This is a genomic window from Micromonospora sp. NPDC007220 (assembly GCF_040634035.1).
Classification (GTDB): Bacteria; Actinomycetota; Actinomycetes; order Mycobacteriales; family Micromonosporaceae; genus Micromonospora; species Micromonospora reichwaldensis.
Genome location: NZ_JBEYEU010000005.1, coordinates 272846 through 286599 on the forward strand (window position 1 = coordinate 272846; position 13754 = coordinate 286599).

A 13754-nucleotide genomic window follows, 5' to 3' on the forward strand; every position below is an offset into this window, starting at 1 on the left:
GCTACACCTTGGCTCACTGCCCTCGGCGCCCCTGGCACCGCCGACGCACGGAGGTCACATGACCACGCTGATCCTCAAGGTTCCGGTCGCCGACGGCGGCGACGAGTACGTCGAGGTCGAGGCGGAGCGTCGGGACCTCGGGAACATCGAGTTGGTGGCGACGGGCGACGGAGGCGCCCCGTGGGCCGGCGTCACGCTGACCAACTCGCTGGAGCGGGTGCTGCCCGCCGTGCGCGCCGTGGTCGCCGGGCTGCGGGCGGCGGCGTCCACCCCCGACGAGATCTCCGTCGAGCTGGGGCTGACGGTGGGCGGGGAGACGGGTCTGATCTTCACGAAGGGGACCGCCGAGGCGACCTTCAAGGTCAGCCTGACCTGGCGCCGTCCCGATGCTCCTGCGCCCGCCAGGTCAGCCGCCGCGGAGGCGCCAGCGGTGTGAAGCGGTCGCTGTCGCGCAGTTGCCGGTACTGGCGCACGCCGATCGGGGCCTCGTCACTCGGCATCCGGTCGGCGTCGGTGTAGAGCTTGCCGCCGAGGTGGTCGATCTCGTGGGCCACGCTGCGGGCCAGGGCCCCGGTCAGGACCACGTCCCGGTCGGCTCCCTGCGCGGTGCGGTGCCGCACACGCAGGCCGTAGGGCCGCCGGACCCGGCCCCGCACGTCGAAGAAGCTGAGGCAGCCCTCGAAGTCCAGCACCTCCTCGTCGGTCCGCTCGACGACGCTCGGATTGACCAGCTCAAGGTAGTCGTTCGACCCCGGCTGGCGGACGATCGCGATGGCGTACGCCATGCCGAGCTGCGGCGCCGCTATCCCCATGCTGACCTGCGGCTTGAAGGCGTGGTAGCGGTTGACCCAGCCGGCCACCCGGCGCAGATGAGCAAGGACCCGCACCGCCAACTGCCGGTCGTGGGGCGAGTCGAAGTCGATGAGCCGCGTCCTCGTCGGCAGGTTCGACGACTCGCGCCCACGGGCCGGCTCGCGCAGCTGCCGGATGCCGAACTGCCGCAGCACGCGTGCCGCGTCGTCGCACTCGCTGCTGTCGGGGATGCGGCGCCAGAAGAACCAGTCCAGTCGGACGCGGCGTTCCTCGGCGAGGTTCTCCTCCTCGGCGCTGCGGTCCCAGGAGTAGACGATCCGGTCACCCTCCACCCGTGTCTCGACGTCGGCGAGCGGTTCGAGATCCGTCTCCGACGGCAGCGAGGTCATGCCCCAGCACTCCGGCTCCAGCTCGGCCGGCAGGTACGCCTCGATGGAGAGCCGGTCGGTGTTGGGCTTGACGTTGCGCTTGTACCACTGCCCCCAGATCTCGTCGCTGACCCGGTATCGGTACTCGATGACCGCCTGCTGGCCGGGCGTCAGCAGCCCCGATCCGGGAAAGCAGAGGTCGAAGTTGATCTCCTCATGGCGCACCTTCGTCGCCTTGACGTCCATCGGCCTGGTCCGGTCGTCGACCGTGCACCAGGCCTGGAGCCCGATGTCCCGGACCGGGTCGCCGACGCTGAGCGGATGCCGGGCGTGGTGGCGCAGGTTGCGGGACGCCTCGTCGTTGAGGAAGCGTGCCACCGACACCTTCATCTCGTACTTGGCGCGGGGACTACCCCCGCCGTGGCGCAGCAGCCGGCGCTGTCGCAGCGCGTAGTGGCTGCCGTCGTAGTGCACCTCACCGTGGTCGTGCAGCAGCGCCAGACCGGGGCGGGCGGTCGCGACCGCCGCCAGTGCCCGTTCCAGCAGCGCGCCGTCGAGCACGAGCACCTCGGCGGAACCGTCCGTGGTGATGGCCTGGAGCATGCCGAACACCAGCGAGGTGGCCGGGTCCCAGACCGGCCCCCCGCTGAACCCGGACTGCACCCGGAAGACCCGGAGCACCGTCTCGTCGACCTGGAGCCGGTGCTTGCCGACCGCGCCGAGCAGGCTGCCCCGCACGTGCCGTCCGAGGTCACGGCCGTGACCCGGCCCCCACATCTGCACGGCGGCGTTGTAGCGGTCGTTCAGGTCAGCCCTGATGCGCAGCGGCTCCGCGCCGCTGCCGCCCAGCCCTTCGCCGAGCCGGAGCACCGCCACGTCCCCGACGTCGAAGCTCTCGCCGGTGGGCAACCACGCCACCACCTCGGCACTGCGCTCGATCCAACTGTTCGGCGGCCCGAGCAGCGCGAAGTGGAGGGAGACGCGGATGTTCCTCGGCACGGGCTCCGCGTGCCGCGCCGGCCGACCGAGGGCCGCGTTGACCACGTGGGCGCAGGTGATCATCAAACGCTCCCCGACCAGGAATGCCAGCCCGACGCGCTCGGCATCGCGTCGACCGAGCACGAAAGCGATGGCGCGCTCGACCCGGTACATCACCGGGACCTCCGTTCCGCTGCGGATTACCGATCCTATCGGCAATCACCGTTCCCGCCATGTCCGAATGTTGACCGGGAACGTCGAGGAATGGAGCATGGCAGTGGTGAGGAAGTGGGCCGTACTCTTCGATCTCGACGGCACCCTGGTCGACACGGCACCGCTGTGGCGGGCCGCGTTCACCGCGCTGATCGGTCGACGGCAGGCCGTGCCGGCAGGGGCGCTCGACGGGCTGCGCGGACTCACGGCGCTGGAGGCCGTCCGCACCGTGCATCGCCGCCTGGGCTGGTCGGAGGCGGATCCCACCAACGACACGGCCTGGGTGGAGCGGTTCGTACGACGGCGCCACCTCGACGGCATGGCGCGATGGGACGGTTTCGGGCTCTGCCTCGTCGCGGACCTGCGACGGCACGGCGTGCCGGTCGGGCTCGTCACGTCGAGCAGCCGGGAGATCGTGAACGTGCTGCTGACTCACAATGACGTTCCCCAATTCGACACCATCGTCTGCGGCGACGACGTGACTCGGGCGAAACCCGCGCCCGATCCCTATTTGCTCGGCGCGCACCGGCTGCAATTTCCACCGTCTCGATGCGTTGTCGTGGAAGATTCACCAACGGGAGTCTCCAGCGCGATTGCCGCCGGCTGCCCGGTGGTGATGGTCGGCGACGGATCGCCGGTCGCGCCCGGCCGACGGCTGGCCGACCTCACCGTGGCGCTGCTGTCCGCCGCGGCGCCACCCGGCAGCCCCGACCGGGAACCACGATGACGACCGTCCGGGGCGGCCGACGACTTCGCTTAGGGCTTGACCTAAGTGTTCGTCGCGGGCATACTTAGGTGCATGCCTAAGCAATCGGGCGGCGGAGCCGGAAGCGACGACGGGACCCTGGACGGCGTGTTCCACGCGCTGTCGGACCCGACCCGCCGCCGGGTCGTCGAGCTGCTCGGCCGGGGGCCCGCGACAACCAGCGAGCTCGCTCGTCCGTTTGACATGGCACTGCCGTCGTTCACCCAGCACCTGGGCGTCCTCGAGCGCTCCGGCCTGGTGACGTCGGAGAAGAAGGGGCGCGTGCGGACCTACCGGCTCGCCCCCCAGCCGCTCGAGCACGTCGACACCTGGCTCGCCGGTCAGCGCGCGACATGGTCCCGGCGCCTCGACCAGCTCGACTCGTTTCTCCACGACCTGAAGGAGCAGCAGACATGACCGCCTACCCGAGCGTGAACCCGAATCTCGACCTCGTCCTGGAGCGCACCGTCGACGTCGCGCCCGAGCTGGTCTGGAAGGCCTGGACCACGCCCGAGCTGATCGTGCAGTGGTTCGCTCCGCGGCCCTGGTCGACCTCGTCCTGCGAGATCGACCTCCAGCCCGGCGGCAGGTTCAACACGGTGATGCGCTCGCCCGAGGGCGAGGAGTACCCGAGCACCGGCTGCATCCTGGTCGTCGAGGAGGGTTCGACGCTGATCTTCACCTCGGGACTGGGCCCCGGCTTCCGCCCCCAGGTGGTCAGCGACGACCTCCCGTTCACCGCGATCATCAAGCTCGAGCCCACCGGCACCGGCACGAAGTACACGGCCACCGCGATCCACGCCGACGCCGCGGCGAAGAAGTCGCACGAGGAGATGGGCTTCGCCGAGGGCTGGAGCGCCGCGCTGGACCAGCTGGTCGAGGTCGTCAAGGGCCTGTGACGGACGCGGCGACGGATGCGGGCCCCGCCGTGCGGACCGGCGGCACGACCGGCTGGTCCCGCATCCCGTCGCCCCGCCGGGGCCGGCCGCGCAAGCCGCCAGGCGGCGGCCCACAGCGACGGCGGCCGTCAGATGTTGGCGGAGTCCGCCGGCACGTCGGTCGGCAGGGCGGGTGCGCCGGCCAGCGGGGCCTCCGTGCGGCAGGACGACCCCACGGTGTAGGCGGTCATCGACAGCGACCCGTACGCGTACCCGTCCACCAGCACCTCCGCGCCGTTGCCGGCGGCGCCGGCCAGGCCGGCGAGGTAGAGCAGCGGAATGAAGTGGTCCGGCGTCGGTACGGCCCGGCCGAAGTCACGGTGGGCGTCCAGCGCGGCCGCCTCGGTCGGCTCGCCGAGCATGACGTCCTTCGCCGCCTCGTCGAACCGCCGCGCCCAGTCGAAGCCCTCGTCGACCATGCGCGGGTCCACCCCCCGCAGGTTGTGCACCACGTTGCCGCTGGTCACGACGAGCACCCCGCGCTCGCGCAACGGGGCGAGCCGCGCGCCCAGGTCCAGGTGGTAGTCCAGGCCCTTGAACGCGTTGATGCTCAACTGGACGACCGGGATGTCCGCGTCGGGAAACGCGTGGGTGAGCACCGACCAGGTGCCGTGGTCGATCCCCCACGAGTCGACGTCCGCCCCGACCCAGGTGGGGTGGACCACGTCGGCGATCTCCTCCGCCAGCTCCGGCAGGCCGGGCGCCGGGTAGCGGACGTCGAACAGCTCCGGCGGGAAGCCGTAGAAGTCGTGGATCGTCCGCGGCCGGGGCATCGCGGTGACGGCGGTGGCGCCGATGTACCAGTGGGCCGACACGACGAGGATCGCCCGGGGCCGCGGGACCGCCCGCCCGAAGGCGCGCCACGCCTGCGTGTAGCGGTTGAGTTCCAGCGCGTTCATCGGGCTTCCGTGACCGATGAACGCGGCCGGCATCACCGCCGGGACGGTCTCGCTGCTCATGCTGCTCCCCCAGGCTCACGGTGAGGCGAGCGTAACCGCTGTCGCGGGGAGCCGCCGGTCATCGCCGGCCGCGACCGGTTGTCACCGGTCGCGGCCGGCGATCGCCGTCAGTCGGACACCTCGCGCCAGGCGGGGTGGTTGCCGCGCCACGCGCCGGCCAGAATGACCGCCGACGTCCGACCGGGGCACTCCTGCACCCGGGAGCGGCCTGACTCGCCGCCGATCCGTACCTGTACGTCCCATCGCTGCCCGTCGGTACGGATGTACACGTCCCGACGCCCACGCTGCGACGTGTCGCCGTTCCACCAGTGTTCTTCGACCCTCACCCCGCGACCGTATAGCAGTTCGTCCGTGGACGACACGGCCGGTGTCGGTCAAGACCACCCCTGGGTGGGGTCACCGGTCAGGCGGACTCCCCCGGCGCCAGGTGGCGGTAGCCGGGCACGGTCTCGGCGAACCAGCCGTTCACGCTGGTCAGGCCGCGCTCGTTGAGCTGCGCGTCGTGGATCGGGAACACCCGCTCGGCCCCGACGGCGGTGGCGAAGTCGATCGCCTCGGTGAGCTTCAGCCAGGAGGCCTGCGCCGGGACCAGCAGCGTCTCGACCGGCCGGTCCGGCCGGTGCAGCGAGTCGCCCGGGTGGTAGACCGCGTCGCCGACGAGGTAGCCCAGGTTGGCGCAGTCGGGCTGGCCGCCGTGGATGGCGGCGTGCCGACCGCCGAGCGCGGTCACGGTGAGGCCGGCGGCGGTGAACCGCTCGCCGGCGCCGACCCTGGTCACGGACAGCGGCGCCAGGTCGGGCAGGACGGCGCCCTGCGGGGCGAAGACCGGCACGCCGAGACCCGCCAACCGGAGCACGTCGACGTGGTCGGTGTGCTCGTGGGTGACGAGGACGGCGTCCGCGCCGGCCAGGGCCCGCGGCTCGCTCCAGGTGCCGGGGTCGATGACCAGCACGCCGCCGTCGTGCTCCAGCCGGACGCAGGAGTGGGTGAACTTGGTCAGCCGCATCCGGCGACCGTACGCCGGTGGCAGCGCCCCGTGTGCCCGGCGGCGGGCGGCACGGGCCGTGCCGGAGGGTGGCGGCGGCCCGCCTTCCCGGCCGGTTTCGCCGGACGGCCCGGAGACCGTCCCGGGCCACGTGAGAGGCTGCGGGGCGGAAGGGAGTACCGAGATGGGCGACTACGGCCACCCGCTGGCCTTCGGGGCGTTCCTGACGCCCGGCAACGCCGAGCCCGGGCGGGTGGTGGGCCTCGCCGTGCTGGCCGAGCAGGTCGGGTTCGACCTGGTCACCTTCCAGGACCACCCGTACCAGCCCGCGTTCCTCGACACGTGGACGCTGATGAGCTTCGTGGCGGCCCGGACCGGCACGGTGCGGCTGGCCGCCAACGTGACGAACCTGCCGCTGCGCCCGCCGGCCGTCCTGGCCCGCAGCGTGGCGAGTCTCGATCTGCTCAGCGGTGGCCGGGTGGAGCTCGGCCTGGGCGCCGGCGCGTTCTGGGAGGCCATCGAGGCGATGGGCGGGCGCCGGCTCTCCCCCGGGCAGGGCGTACGGGCCCTGACCGAGGCGATCGACGTCATCCGCCAGGTCTGGGACGTCGGGGCGCGCGGCGGCGTCCGGGTCGACGGCGAGTTCCACCGGGTGGTGGGCGCGAAGCGGGGCCCCGCGCCCGCCCACGACGTGGGCATCTGGCTCGGCGCGTACAAGCCGCGGATGCTGGCGTTGACCGGGAGCCGGGCCGACGGGTGGCTGCCGTCGCTGGGCTACCTGCAACCAGGCGACCTGGGCAGGGGCAACACGATCATCGACGACGCCGCGCGGGAGGCCGGCCGCGATCCGGCCGACGTGCGCCGCCTGCTCAACGTCACCGGTCGCTTCGCCCCCGTCGGCCGGGGACCACTGGACGGCCCCGCCGAGCAGTGGGCCGAGGAACTGGCCGACCTCGCGCTCAGCGACGGGATCAGCACCTTCATCCTGGGCAGCGACGACCCGGAGGACCTGCGGCGCTTCGCCGCCGAGGTCGCCCCCGCCGTACGCGAACTCGTGGCCGGCGAGCGCGCGGCCGGCGCCGCTGCCGCCGTGACCCCGGCGACGCCCGAAGCCGGCGGGGCGCGGGCGACACCCGGGAGCGCCGGGGCGCAGCCGCCGCCCGCTCCCCGTCCGCCCGCCGGCGCGGGGTCCTTCGCCGTCGTCCCGACGCCCGACGACGGCGTGCGCCGCAGCGCGATCCGGGTCTGGGACGAGGCCACGCGCCCCACCGGCCCCGCGCCCGACCCGGCACGCACCTACAGCCCGCACGACCAGGCCGGCGCCCAGCACCTGATCGACGTGCACGACGGGCTACGCGCCGAGCTGACCCGGCTGTACGACCTGGTGGAGCAGGTGGGCGCCGGGCTGGTCGACGCGGGCACGGCCCGCTCCCACATCAACACCATGACCATCCGGCAGAACAAGTGGACCCTGGGCACGTACTGCGAGTCGTACTGCCGGGTCGTCACCACCCACCACACACTGGAGGACCGGGGGATCTTCCCGCACCTGCGCCGGGGCGACGACCGCCTCGGCCCGGTGCTGGACCGACTGGAGCAGGAGCACCACGCCATCCACGACGTGCTGGAACGCGTCGACCGGGCGCTGGTCGCGTTCGTCTCCGTCGCCGACGGGATGGCCGAGCTGCGCGCGGCGGTCGACCTGCTCAGCGACACGCTGCTGTCCCACCTCGCCTACGAGGAACGCGAGCTCGTCGAGCCGATCGCCCGGCTCGGCCTGAACTGAACCCGCCGCCCCACGGCGTGCCGGCGGATCGGAACCGAGCCCGCCGTCGCGCGGCGTGGCGGAGGATCGGGGCATGCCGCGACCACCCGGGCGGGGGCACCGCCGCCTGCCGCACACCGCCGACGTCCGCATCGAGGCGTGGGCGCCGAGCCGGGAGGAGTGCGTCGCCGAGGCGGTCGCCGCGCTGGTCGGGACGTTCGTCGACCCCGCCGGGGCGCCACCGGGCCCGCAGCGGGAGTTCCGTGCGCCGGCCGGTGACGACGACGCGGACCTGCTGGTGGGCGTACTCGACGAGGTGATCTTCCGGATGGAGACGGCGGGTGAGCTGCCGCTGCGCACCGACGTGGCCGACGACGGCGCCGGCGGCCTGGTGGTGCGCTGGCGCACGGCGGACACCGACGCCGTCGAGCTGGTCGGCGCGGTGCCGAAGGCCGTCTCCCTGCAGGGGCTGCGCTTCGGCCCCGACCGCGGGGGCTGGTGCTGCGCGGTGACGCTGGACGTGTGAGCCCCCGCGCCCGGTCCTACCCGCGCCGCCCGCTCAGCCCTTCACCACGCCGAGCGGGACCAGCCGGGCCACCTTGCGGCACAGTCCGGCGCCCTCGGCGGCGGCCACCACCGCCGAGACGTCCTTGTACGCCGCCGGCATCTCCTCGGCCAGGCCGCGCCGGGACGCCCCGCGAACCGCGATGTCCCGCGCCTCCAACTGGGCACGCGGGTCCAGCCCGCGCTCCGACCGCACGGCCTGCTTGCGGCTCTGCACCCGGCCGGCCCCGTGGCAGGTGGACGCGAAGGCCGGCGCCCCCGGCACGCCGGTGAGCACGTACGAGCCGGTGCCCATGGAGCCGGGGATCAACACCGGCTGGCCCACGTCCCGCAGGTCGTCGGGCAGGTCGTCGTGGCCGGGCGGCAGCGCGCGGGTGGCCCCCTTGCGGTGCACGCACAGCGCGCGGCGCGCGCCGTCGACGCCGTGCGTCTCGATCTTCGCGAGGTTGTGCGAGATGTCGTAGACCAGGTCGAGCCGGCTGCCGGTGACCCGGGCGAAGACCTTCCGGGCGGCGTCGGTCAGCAGTTGCCGGTTCGCCCGGGCGTAGTTGGCGGCGGCGGCCATCGCGCCCAGGTAGGCGCGGCCCTCGGCGGAGGAGACCGGGGCGCAGGCGAGCTGGCGGTCCGGCACCTCGATGCCGTGGCGGGCCATCACCTTCTCCATCTGCCGCACGTAGTCGGTGCAGATCTGGTGACCCAGCCCCCGGGAGCCGCAGTGGATCATCACGCAGACCTGGCCGGGGCGCAGCCCGAAGGCGGTGGCGGCGGTGTCGTCGTACACCTCCTCGACGGCCTGGACCTCCAGGAAGTGGTTGCCGGAGCCGAGGCTGCCGACCTGGCGCGCGCCGCGCTCGATCGCCCGCTCGCTGACCCGCGCCGGATCGGCGTCGCCGACGGCCCCGGCGTCCTCGCAGCGGTGCAGGTCCCGCTCGACGCCGAAGCCGCGCTCCACGGCGTAGCGGGAGCCGCCGCGCAGCACCGCGTCGAGTTCCGCGCGATTCGACAGGTGCCACACCGCGCCCCGGACCATGCCGCGTGGGGTCGCCTCGCCCAGCCCGTCCATCAGCGCGTCGAGGCGGGGCCGCAGCCCGTCGCGGTCGAGGTCGGCGGCGAGCAGCCGGACACCGCAGGAGATGTCGAAGCCCACCCCACCGGGCGAGACCACGCCGCCGTTCGCGACGTCGGTGGCGGCCACCCCGCCGATCGGGAACCCGTAGCCCCAGTGCACGTCGGGCATGGCGTACGAGGCGTCGACGATGCCGGGCAGCGTGGCGACGTTCGCGACCTGCTCCAGTGACCTGTCCTCCCCGGCGTCGGGCAGCAGGGACCGGGACGCGAACACCACCCCCGGCACCCGCATCGGGTCGTGCCGGTCGATCCGGAAGCGGTACGGCGACTCCTCGACCAGCTCCATTCCCGGCGGCTACCCGGGCGGACGGCCCTTACACCCGCTCGCCGGCCGCCGGCCGCCGCATCGCCCAGACGTCGGGCCCGCCGTCGGGCACCCGCGTCTGGCCGGTCACCGAGAAGCCCAGCCGCCGGTAGAACCGCACGTTCGGCTCCGACGAGGTCTCCAACACGGCGGGCAGGCCGGCCCGGTCGGCCTCGACCAGGCCGGGCCGCAGCACCCGGGCCCCCAGCCCTCGGCCCTGGGCGGTCCGGCGCACGCCGACGGTGGCGAGCAGGAACGCCGGCTCGGCCGACCGCAGGGAGGCGCAGGCCGCGTCGGCGGCGTGCAGCGCCGGCTGCCGGTCGCCGGCAAGTTCGGCGTTGCGGGCCGCGACGGCGGCCCAGACCTCGTCCGGCACCGGCCGGTCCGGGCGCAGCCAGACCGCCACCGCCGCCAGCCGGCCGTCGGCGTCCGCCGCCGCCCAGACGTCGCCGTAGGGCAGCCCGACGGCGGCGACGGTGCCGGCGAACATCGCCCCCAGCCGCTCCCGGTGCCGGTCGGCGGCGACCGTCCAGGCCATCCAGGGGTACCCGTCGAAGGCGTCGGCGAGCACGTCGGCCGCCTCGGCTGTCGACTCCGGCCCGATCCGGCGTACGTCGAACTCCATGCCGTCCTCCTCGCGCGCCGCCGCCCGGCCGGCGCAGTGCGCGATCATGCCACGGCCCCCGGGGCCGGCGCCCGGGATTATCGGGTGCTCAGAGCCGGTAGAACGCCCGGTAGCGGCGGATCAGCCGCCACTGCACCAGCACCGCCGCCACGGTCAGCAGGATCATCACCAGGGTCGCGGCGGCGGCGTAGCCGTAGCGCAGGTACTCGAAGCCGGTGCGGTAGACGAACAGCGACAGGTAGGTGGTGGCGTACGGGGGTGGGCCGCCGTCGGTCACCACGAAGGCCGGCACGAAGGAGAAGTGCAGGCTCTGGATGGCGTCGCGCACCGCCAGCAGCCCCAGCACGGGCGCCATCAGCGGCAGCGTGACCCGGCGGAACACGTCCCAGCCGGTGGCGTCCTCGATCGCCGCCATCTCGTAGACGTCGCGGGGCAGCGCGCGGCGGGCGGCCAGCAGCACCACGAAGGTCTCGCCGATGGTGAACAGGCTCATCAGGACGATCGCCGCGCGGGCGTCGGTGGGGTCGGTGAGCCACTGCGGCGGGGTGCGTCCCAGCGCGGTCAGGCCGTTCTCCCCGCCCGTGCGCAGCAGCTGGTTGATCGGCCCGTAGAGGGGGTTGAGCAGCCAGAGCCAGAGCAGCCCGTAGGCGATCTCCGGCACCGCGGTCGGCAGCACGGCCGCGGTGCGGGCGCCGCCGACGCCGACCGCGCGGCGGTGCAGCAGCAGCGCCAGGCCGAGGGCGAACAACACCCGCAGCGGTACGGCCACCAGCGCGAAGACCAGCGAGTTGGTCAGCGACACCCGGAACACCGGGTCGTCCAGCAGCGCCGCGAAGTTGTCCAGCCCCACCCAGCGTGGCGGGCGCAGCAGGTCGTACTCGGTGAAGGCCAGCGCCAGGGTGACCGCGGCGGGCAGCAGCACCAGTCCGACCAGCCCCACCAGGTACGGCGCCAGCATCAGCGCCAACTGCCGACGCGAGCGGCGGTCCGTCGTCGTCACGGGGCGTACCGGCGGCCGGAGCCGGCGTGGAAGACGTGCACGTCGGCCCAGCGCACGCCGACGCGTACCGGCGCGCCCCTACCCGGCCGGCGGGCGGCGGGCACCCGGGCGACGACGGGGTGCCCGCCGGCGAGCCTCAGGTACGCGTACGCGTCCTCGCCGACCACCTCGACCCGGTCGACGGTGGCGTCCGTCCCGTCGGTCGCGCCCAGGACGACCGCCTCGGGCCGGAAGCCGAGCTCCATCCCGTCGTGGTCCGCCCCCGGGACGGGGGCGCCGTCGGGGCGCAGCGGACCGTCGGCCGGGAGCAGGTTCATCGCGGGGGAACCGACGAAGCGGGCGACGAAGGTGGTGGCCGGGGTGCGCCAGATCTCGTCGGGGGTCCCGACCTGCTCGATGCGCCCGTCGCGCAGCACGGCGATCCGGTCGGCGAGCACCAGCGCCTCGGTCTGGTCGTGGGTGACGTGCACCATCGTCGCGCCCAGCCGGTCGTGCAGGGCCCGCAGCTCGGCGCGCATCTGCACCCGCAGCGCCTGGTCGAGGTTGGACAGCGGCTCGTCGAGCAGGAACACGTCCGGCTCGCGCACCAGCGCCCGGGCCAGCGCCACCCGCTGCCGTTCGCCGCCGGAGAGCTGCCCGGGCCGCCGGTCCAGCAGTCCGGCGCAACCGACGGTCTCCGCCGCCGCCCGCGCGCGTTCCCGGGCCGCCGCGCGGGGCGTGTCGCGTACCTCCAGGCCGAAGGCGATGTTCTCCGCGACGCTCAGGTGCGGGAAGAGCGCGTACGACTGGAACACCATCGACACGTTGCGCCGGCCCGGGCGCTCGGCGGTGACGTCCCGGCCGGCGATGCGGACGCGGCCGGCGGTGACCGGCTCCAGGCCGGCGACGACCCGCAGCACTGTCGACTTGCCGGCCCCCGACGGGCCGAGCACCACCAGCAGCTCGCCCCGGGCGGCGGCCAGGTCCACCTCGTGCAGCACGGTCGCCCCCCGGTACGCGGCCGAGACGCCGGCCAGGGAGAGGCCCGGATCGCTCACCCGTGCTCCCCGCGGGCGAAGATCGGCCGGGTCTGCCGGTCGAGGTCGCGAATCACGTCGTCGAGCCGGTCGCCCCGGTGCATGGCGTTCTCCAGGATGCCGTAGGTGACGTCCTCGATCTCCGGCCAGGTGGAGACGGTCGGCAACGCCCGGACGGTGGGGATGGCGTCGAGGAAGACCTTGGCGCTGCGCGGCGGCTGGGCGGGGCCGAGGAACGCCGGGGACTGCGACACCCCGATGTGCGACGGGACGGTACGGCCGGTGGCCGCGATGATCCGCTGCCCCTCCTCGGCGATGGCGAACTCCAGGAACCGCCACGCGGCGTCCTTGTGCTTCGCGCCCCGGGTCATGCAGTACGCGTCGGAGTGCAGCACCCCGACCTGCTCCTTGTAGACGGGCAGCGGCGCGACGTCCCACTCGAAGCCGGTGATCGAGCGGAACGTGGTGGTGGAGCGGCGGGAACTCATCAGCATGGCGAGCCGGCCGTTGGCGAAACGCGACTCGTCGTCCTCGGCCTCCACCTCCTCGTCGGTGGGCACCACCCCGTACGCCAGCCGCAGGTCCACGAGGTTCTTCAGCGCCTCCCGGGCGGCCGGGGTGTCCAGGGTCAGCCGGGTCGGTTTCGCCGGGTCGTCGACGATCTCGCCGCCGCCGGACCAGACGAACGGGGCGAGCCGGATGATCGACGGCTCGACGCCGAGGCCGTGCACGGCCGGGCGCAGCGCCGCGCCCTCGCTCTCGGTGGCCCTGACCACCACGCCCCGCGAGTCGCGGGTCATCGCGGTCGCGGTGGCGACCAGGTCGTTCCAGGTCCAGCCGGCCCTCGGCTCCGGCACGCCGTGCTTGGCGAACAGGGTGCGGTTGTAGTAGACGGCCAGGCTGGAGACGTTCTGCGGCAGGCAGAGCTGCCGGCCCTGCCACCGGAAGGCGTTCCAGGCCACCGGGTAGTAGTCGGCCGGGTCGACGGCCGCGGAGGCAGCCAGCCGGTCGTCCAGCGGCTCGATGACGTCCTTGCCGGCGAACTGGCCGTAGAAGCGGTAGTTCATCAGGAACAGATCGGGCGGGGCGCCGCCGGCCACCGAGGTGGCGAGCCGGGCCAGCAGGTCCTTGCGGTCGCTGGCCTCGACGAGCTGCACGTCGGAGCCGGGACGGGCCTTCTCGTACGCCTCGACGAGGGTGCGGTAGGCGGCGAGTTCCTCGGGGGCGCCGAAGACCAGCAGCCGCACCGGCCCGTCGGCGGACGACCCGGCGCCGGAGCCGCACCCGGTGGCGGCCAGCACGGCGGTGAGCAGCAGCGCGAGCAGCGCCTTCGGTCGCGTCGTCGGTCGCATC

The 13754-nt window shown here is 73.8% G+C and carries 15 protein-coding genes; 6 read left to right on the forward strand and 9 right to left on the reverse strand.

Annotation, left to right across the window (positions count from 1 at the left end):
• Positions 1–58 precede the first annotated feature (58 nt).
• Positions 59–436, forward strand: coding sequence for a CU044_2847 family protein (locus ABZ573_RS13700; protein WP_327028402.1), 378 nt, complete (start codon positions 59–61; stop codon positions 434–436).
• Here ABZ573_RS13700 and ABZ573_RS13705 read toward each other — a convergent pair.
• A complete protein-coding gene (locus tag ABZ573_RS13705) occupies positions 363–2333 on the reverse strand; it encodes a peptide deformylase (protein WP_358118378.1) in 1971 nt (656 codons plus the stop codon). The genes ABZ573_RS13700 and ABZ573_RS13705 overlap by 74 nt on opposite strands.
• Here ABZ573_RS13705 and ABZ573_RS13710 point away from each other — a divergent pair.
• From ABZ573_RS13710 to ABZ573_RS13720, 3 genes are all read left to right on the forward strand, one after another.
• A complete protein-coding gene (locus ABZ573_RS13710; RefSeq protein WP_358118251.1) occupies positions 2311–3099 on the forward strand; it encodes an HAD family hydrolase in 789 nt (262 codons plus the stop codon). The two genes, ABZ573_RS13705 and ABZ573_RS13710, sit on opposite strands and share 23 nt — an antisense overlap.
• A gap of 126 nt (positions 3100–3225) precedes the next feature.
• The gene (locus ABZ573_RS13715; protein WP_199729471.1) at positions 3226–3534 is read left to right on the forward strand and encodes a metalloregulator ArsR/SmtB family transcription factor; all 309 of its coding nucleotides are present in this window, start codon (positions 3226–3228) and stop codon (positions 3532–3534) included.
• The gene (locus ABZ573_RS13720) at positions 3531–4016 is read left to right on the forward strand and encodes an SRPBCC family protein (protein ID WP_358118253.1); all 486 of its coding nucleotides are present in this window, start codon (positions 3531–3533) and stop codon (positions 4014–4016) included. The genes ABZ573_RS13715 and ABZ573_RS13720 overlap by 4 nt, the downstream gene beginning before the upstream one ends.
• Before the next feature lie 128 nt (positions 4017–4144).
• Here ABZ573_RS13720 and ygiD read toward each other — a convergent pair whose 3' ends face one another.
• The 3 genes from ygiD to ABZ573_RS13735 form a co-directional block, all read right to left on the reverse strand.
• The gene (gene ygiD / locus ABZ573_RS13725) at positions 4145–5014 is read right to left on the reverse strand and encodes a 4,5-DOPA dioxygenase extradiol (protein WP_327028405.1); all 870 of its coding nucleotides are present in this window, start codon (positions 5012–5014) and stop codon (positions 4145–4147) included.
• A 107-nt stretch (positions 5015–5121) separates the two neighbouring features.
• Positions 5122–5340 (reverse strand): hypothetical protein, encoded by a 219-nt coding sequence (locus ABZ573_RS13730; RefSeq protein WP_089000245.1) that lies wholly within the window; start codon positions 5338–5340, stop codon positions 5122–5124.
• 77 nt (positions 5341–5417) lie between these two features.
• Positions 5418–6020 carry an MBL fold metallo-hydrolase gene (locus ABZ573_RS13735; protein ID WP_151453668.1) on the reverse strand — a complete coding sequence of 201 codons (603 nt, stop codon included), beginning with the start codon at positions 6018–6020 and terminating at the stop codon, positions 5418–5420.
• A 163-nt stretch (positions 6021–6183) separates the two neighbouring features.
• Between ABZ573_RS13735 and ABZ573_RS13740 the strand changes: the two genes are divergently transcribed.
• Together ABZ573_RS13740 and ABZ573_RS13745 are read left to right on the forward strand one after the other, a co-directional pair.
• A complete protein-coding gene (locus tag ABZ573_RS13740; protein WP_327028406.1) occupies positions 6184–7785 on the forward strand; it encodes an LLM class flavin-dependent oxidoreductase in 1602 nt (533 codons plus the stop codon).
• Positions 7786–7858: 73 nt separating this feature from the next.
• Entirely contained in the window at positions 7859–8290 is a 432-nt protein-coding gene (locus tag ABZ573_RS13745; RefSeq protein WP_358118256.1) for an archease, read from the forward strand.
• Positions 8291–8323: 33 nt separating this feature from the next.
• On the opposite strand, the gene ABZ573_RS13750 is transcribed toward ABZ573_RS13745, so the two are convergent.
• The 5 genes from ABZ573_RS13750 to ABZ573_RS13770 all read right to left on the reverse strand — a co-directional run bounded on the left by ABZ573_RS13750 (position 8324) and on the right by ABZ573_RS13770 (position 13753).
• Positions 8324–9742, reverse strand: a complete 1419-nt coding sequence (locus ABZ573_RS13750) for an RtcB family protein (RefSeq protein ID WP_358118258.1) — start codon at positions 9740–9742, stop codon at positions 8324–8326.
• Between the two features lie 28 nt (positions 9743–9770).
• Positions 9771–10385, reverse strand: a complete 615-nt coding sequence (locus ABZ573_RS13755; protein ID WP_358118380.1) for a GNAT family N-acetyltransferase — start codon at positions 10383–10385, stop codon at positions 9771–9773.
• A gap of 88 nt (positions 10386–10473) precedes the next feature.
• The gene (locus ABZ573_RS13760) at positions 10474–11343 is read right to left on the reverse strand and encodes a sugar ABC transporter permease (RefSeq protein WP_358118382.1); all 870 of its coding nucleotides are present in this window, start codon (positions 11341–11343) and stop codon (positions 10474–10476) included.
• 38 nt (positions 11344–11381) lie between these two features.
• Positions 11382–12422 carry an ABC transporter ATP-binding protein gene (locus tag ABZ573_RS13765; protein ID WP_358118260.1) on the reverse strand — a complete coding sequence of 347 codons (1041 nt, stop codon included), beginning with the start codon at positions 12420–12422 and terminating at the stop codon, positions 11382–11384.
• Entirely contained in the window at positions 12419–13753 is a 1335-nt protein-coding gene (locus ABZ573_RS13770) for a sugar ABC transporter substrate-binding protein (protein WP_358118262.1), read from the reverse strand. Before ABZ573_RS13770 ends, ABZ573_RS13765 begins: the two co-directional genes overlap by 4 nt.
• Position 13754 lies beyond the last annotated feature (1 nt).

Bases quoted from the DNA above. Each gene is read 5' to 3' on its own strand.
- ABZ573_RS13720 (WP_358118253.1), top strand. From the start codon at position 3,531: ATGACCGCCTACCCGAGCGTGAACCCGAATCTCGACCTCGTCCTGGAG.
- ABZ573_RS13710 (WP_358118251.1), top strand. From the start codon at position 2,311: ATGGCGCGCTCGACCCGGTACATCACCGGGACCTCCGTTCCGCTGCGG.
- ABZ573_RS13755 (WP_358118380.1), bottom strand. From the start codon at position 10,385: ATGGAGTTCGACGTACGCCGGATCGGGCCGGAGTCGACAGCCGAGGCG.
- ABZ573_RS13705 (WP_358118378.1), bottom strand. From the start codon at position 2,333: ATGTACCGGGTCGAGCGCGCCATCGCTTTCGTGCTCGGTCGACGCGAT.
- ABZ573_RS13745 (WP_358118256.1), top strand. From the start codon at position 7,859: ATGCCGCGACCACCCGGGCGGGGGCACCGCCGCCTGCCGCACACCGCC.
- ABZ573_RS13700 (WP_327028402.1), top strand. From the start codon at position 59: ATGACCACGCTGATCCTCAAGGTTCCGGTCGCCGACGGCGGCGACGAG.
- ABZ573_RS13740 (WP_327028406.1), top strand. From the start codon at position 6,184: ATGGGCGACTACGGCCACCCGCTGGCCTTCGGGGCGTTCCTGACGCCC.
- ygiD (WP_327028405.1), bottom strand. From the start codon at position 5,014: ATGAGCAGCGAGACCGTCCCGGCGGTGATGCCGGCCGCGTTCATCGGT.
- ABZ573_RS13735 (WP_151453668.1), bottom strand. From the start codon at position 6,020: ATGCGGCTGACCAAGTTCACCCACTCCTGCGTCCGGCTGGAGCACGAC.
- ABZ573_RS13770 (WP_358118262.1), bottom strand. From the start codon at position 13,753: ATGCGACCGACGACGCGACCGAAGGCGCTGCTCGCGCTGCTGCTCACC.
- ABZ573_RS13760 (WP_358118382.1), bottom strand. From the start codon at position 11,343: ATGCTGGCGCCGTACCTGGTGGGGCTGGTCGGACTGGTGCTGCTGCCC.
- ABZ573_RS13750 (WP_358118258.1), bottom strand. From the start codon at position 9,742: ATGGAGCTGGTCGAGGAGTCGCCGTACCGCTTCCGGATCGACCGGCAC.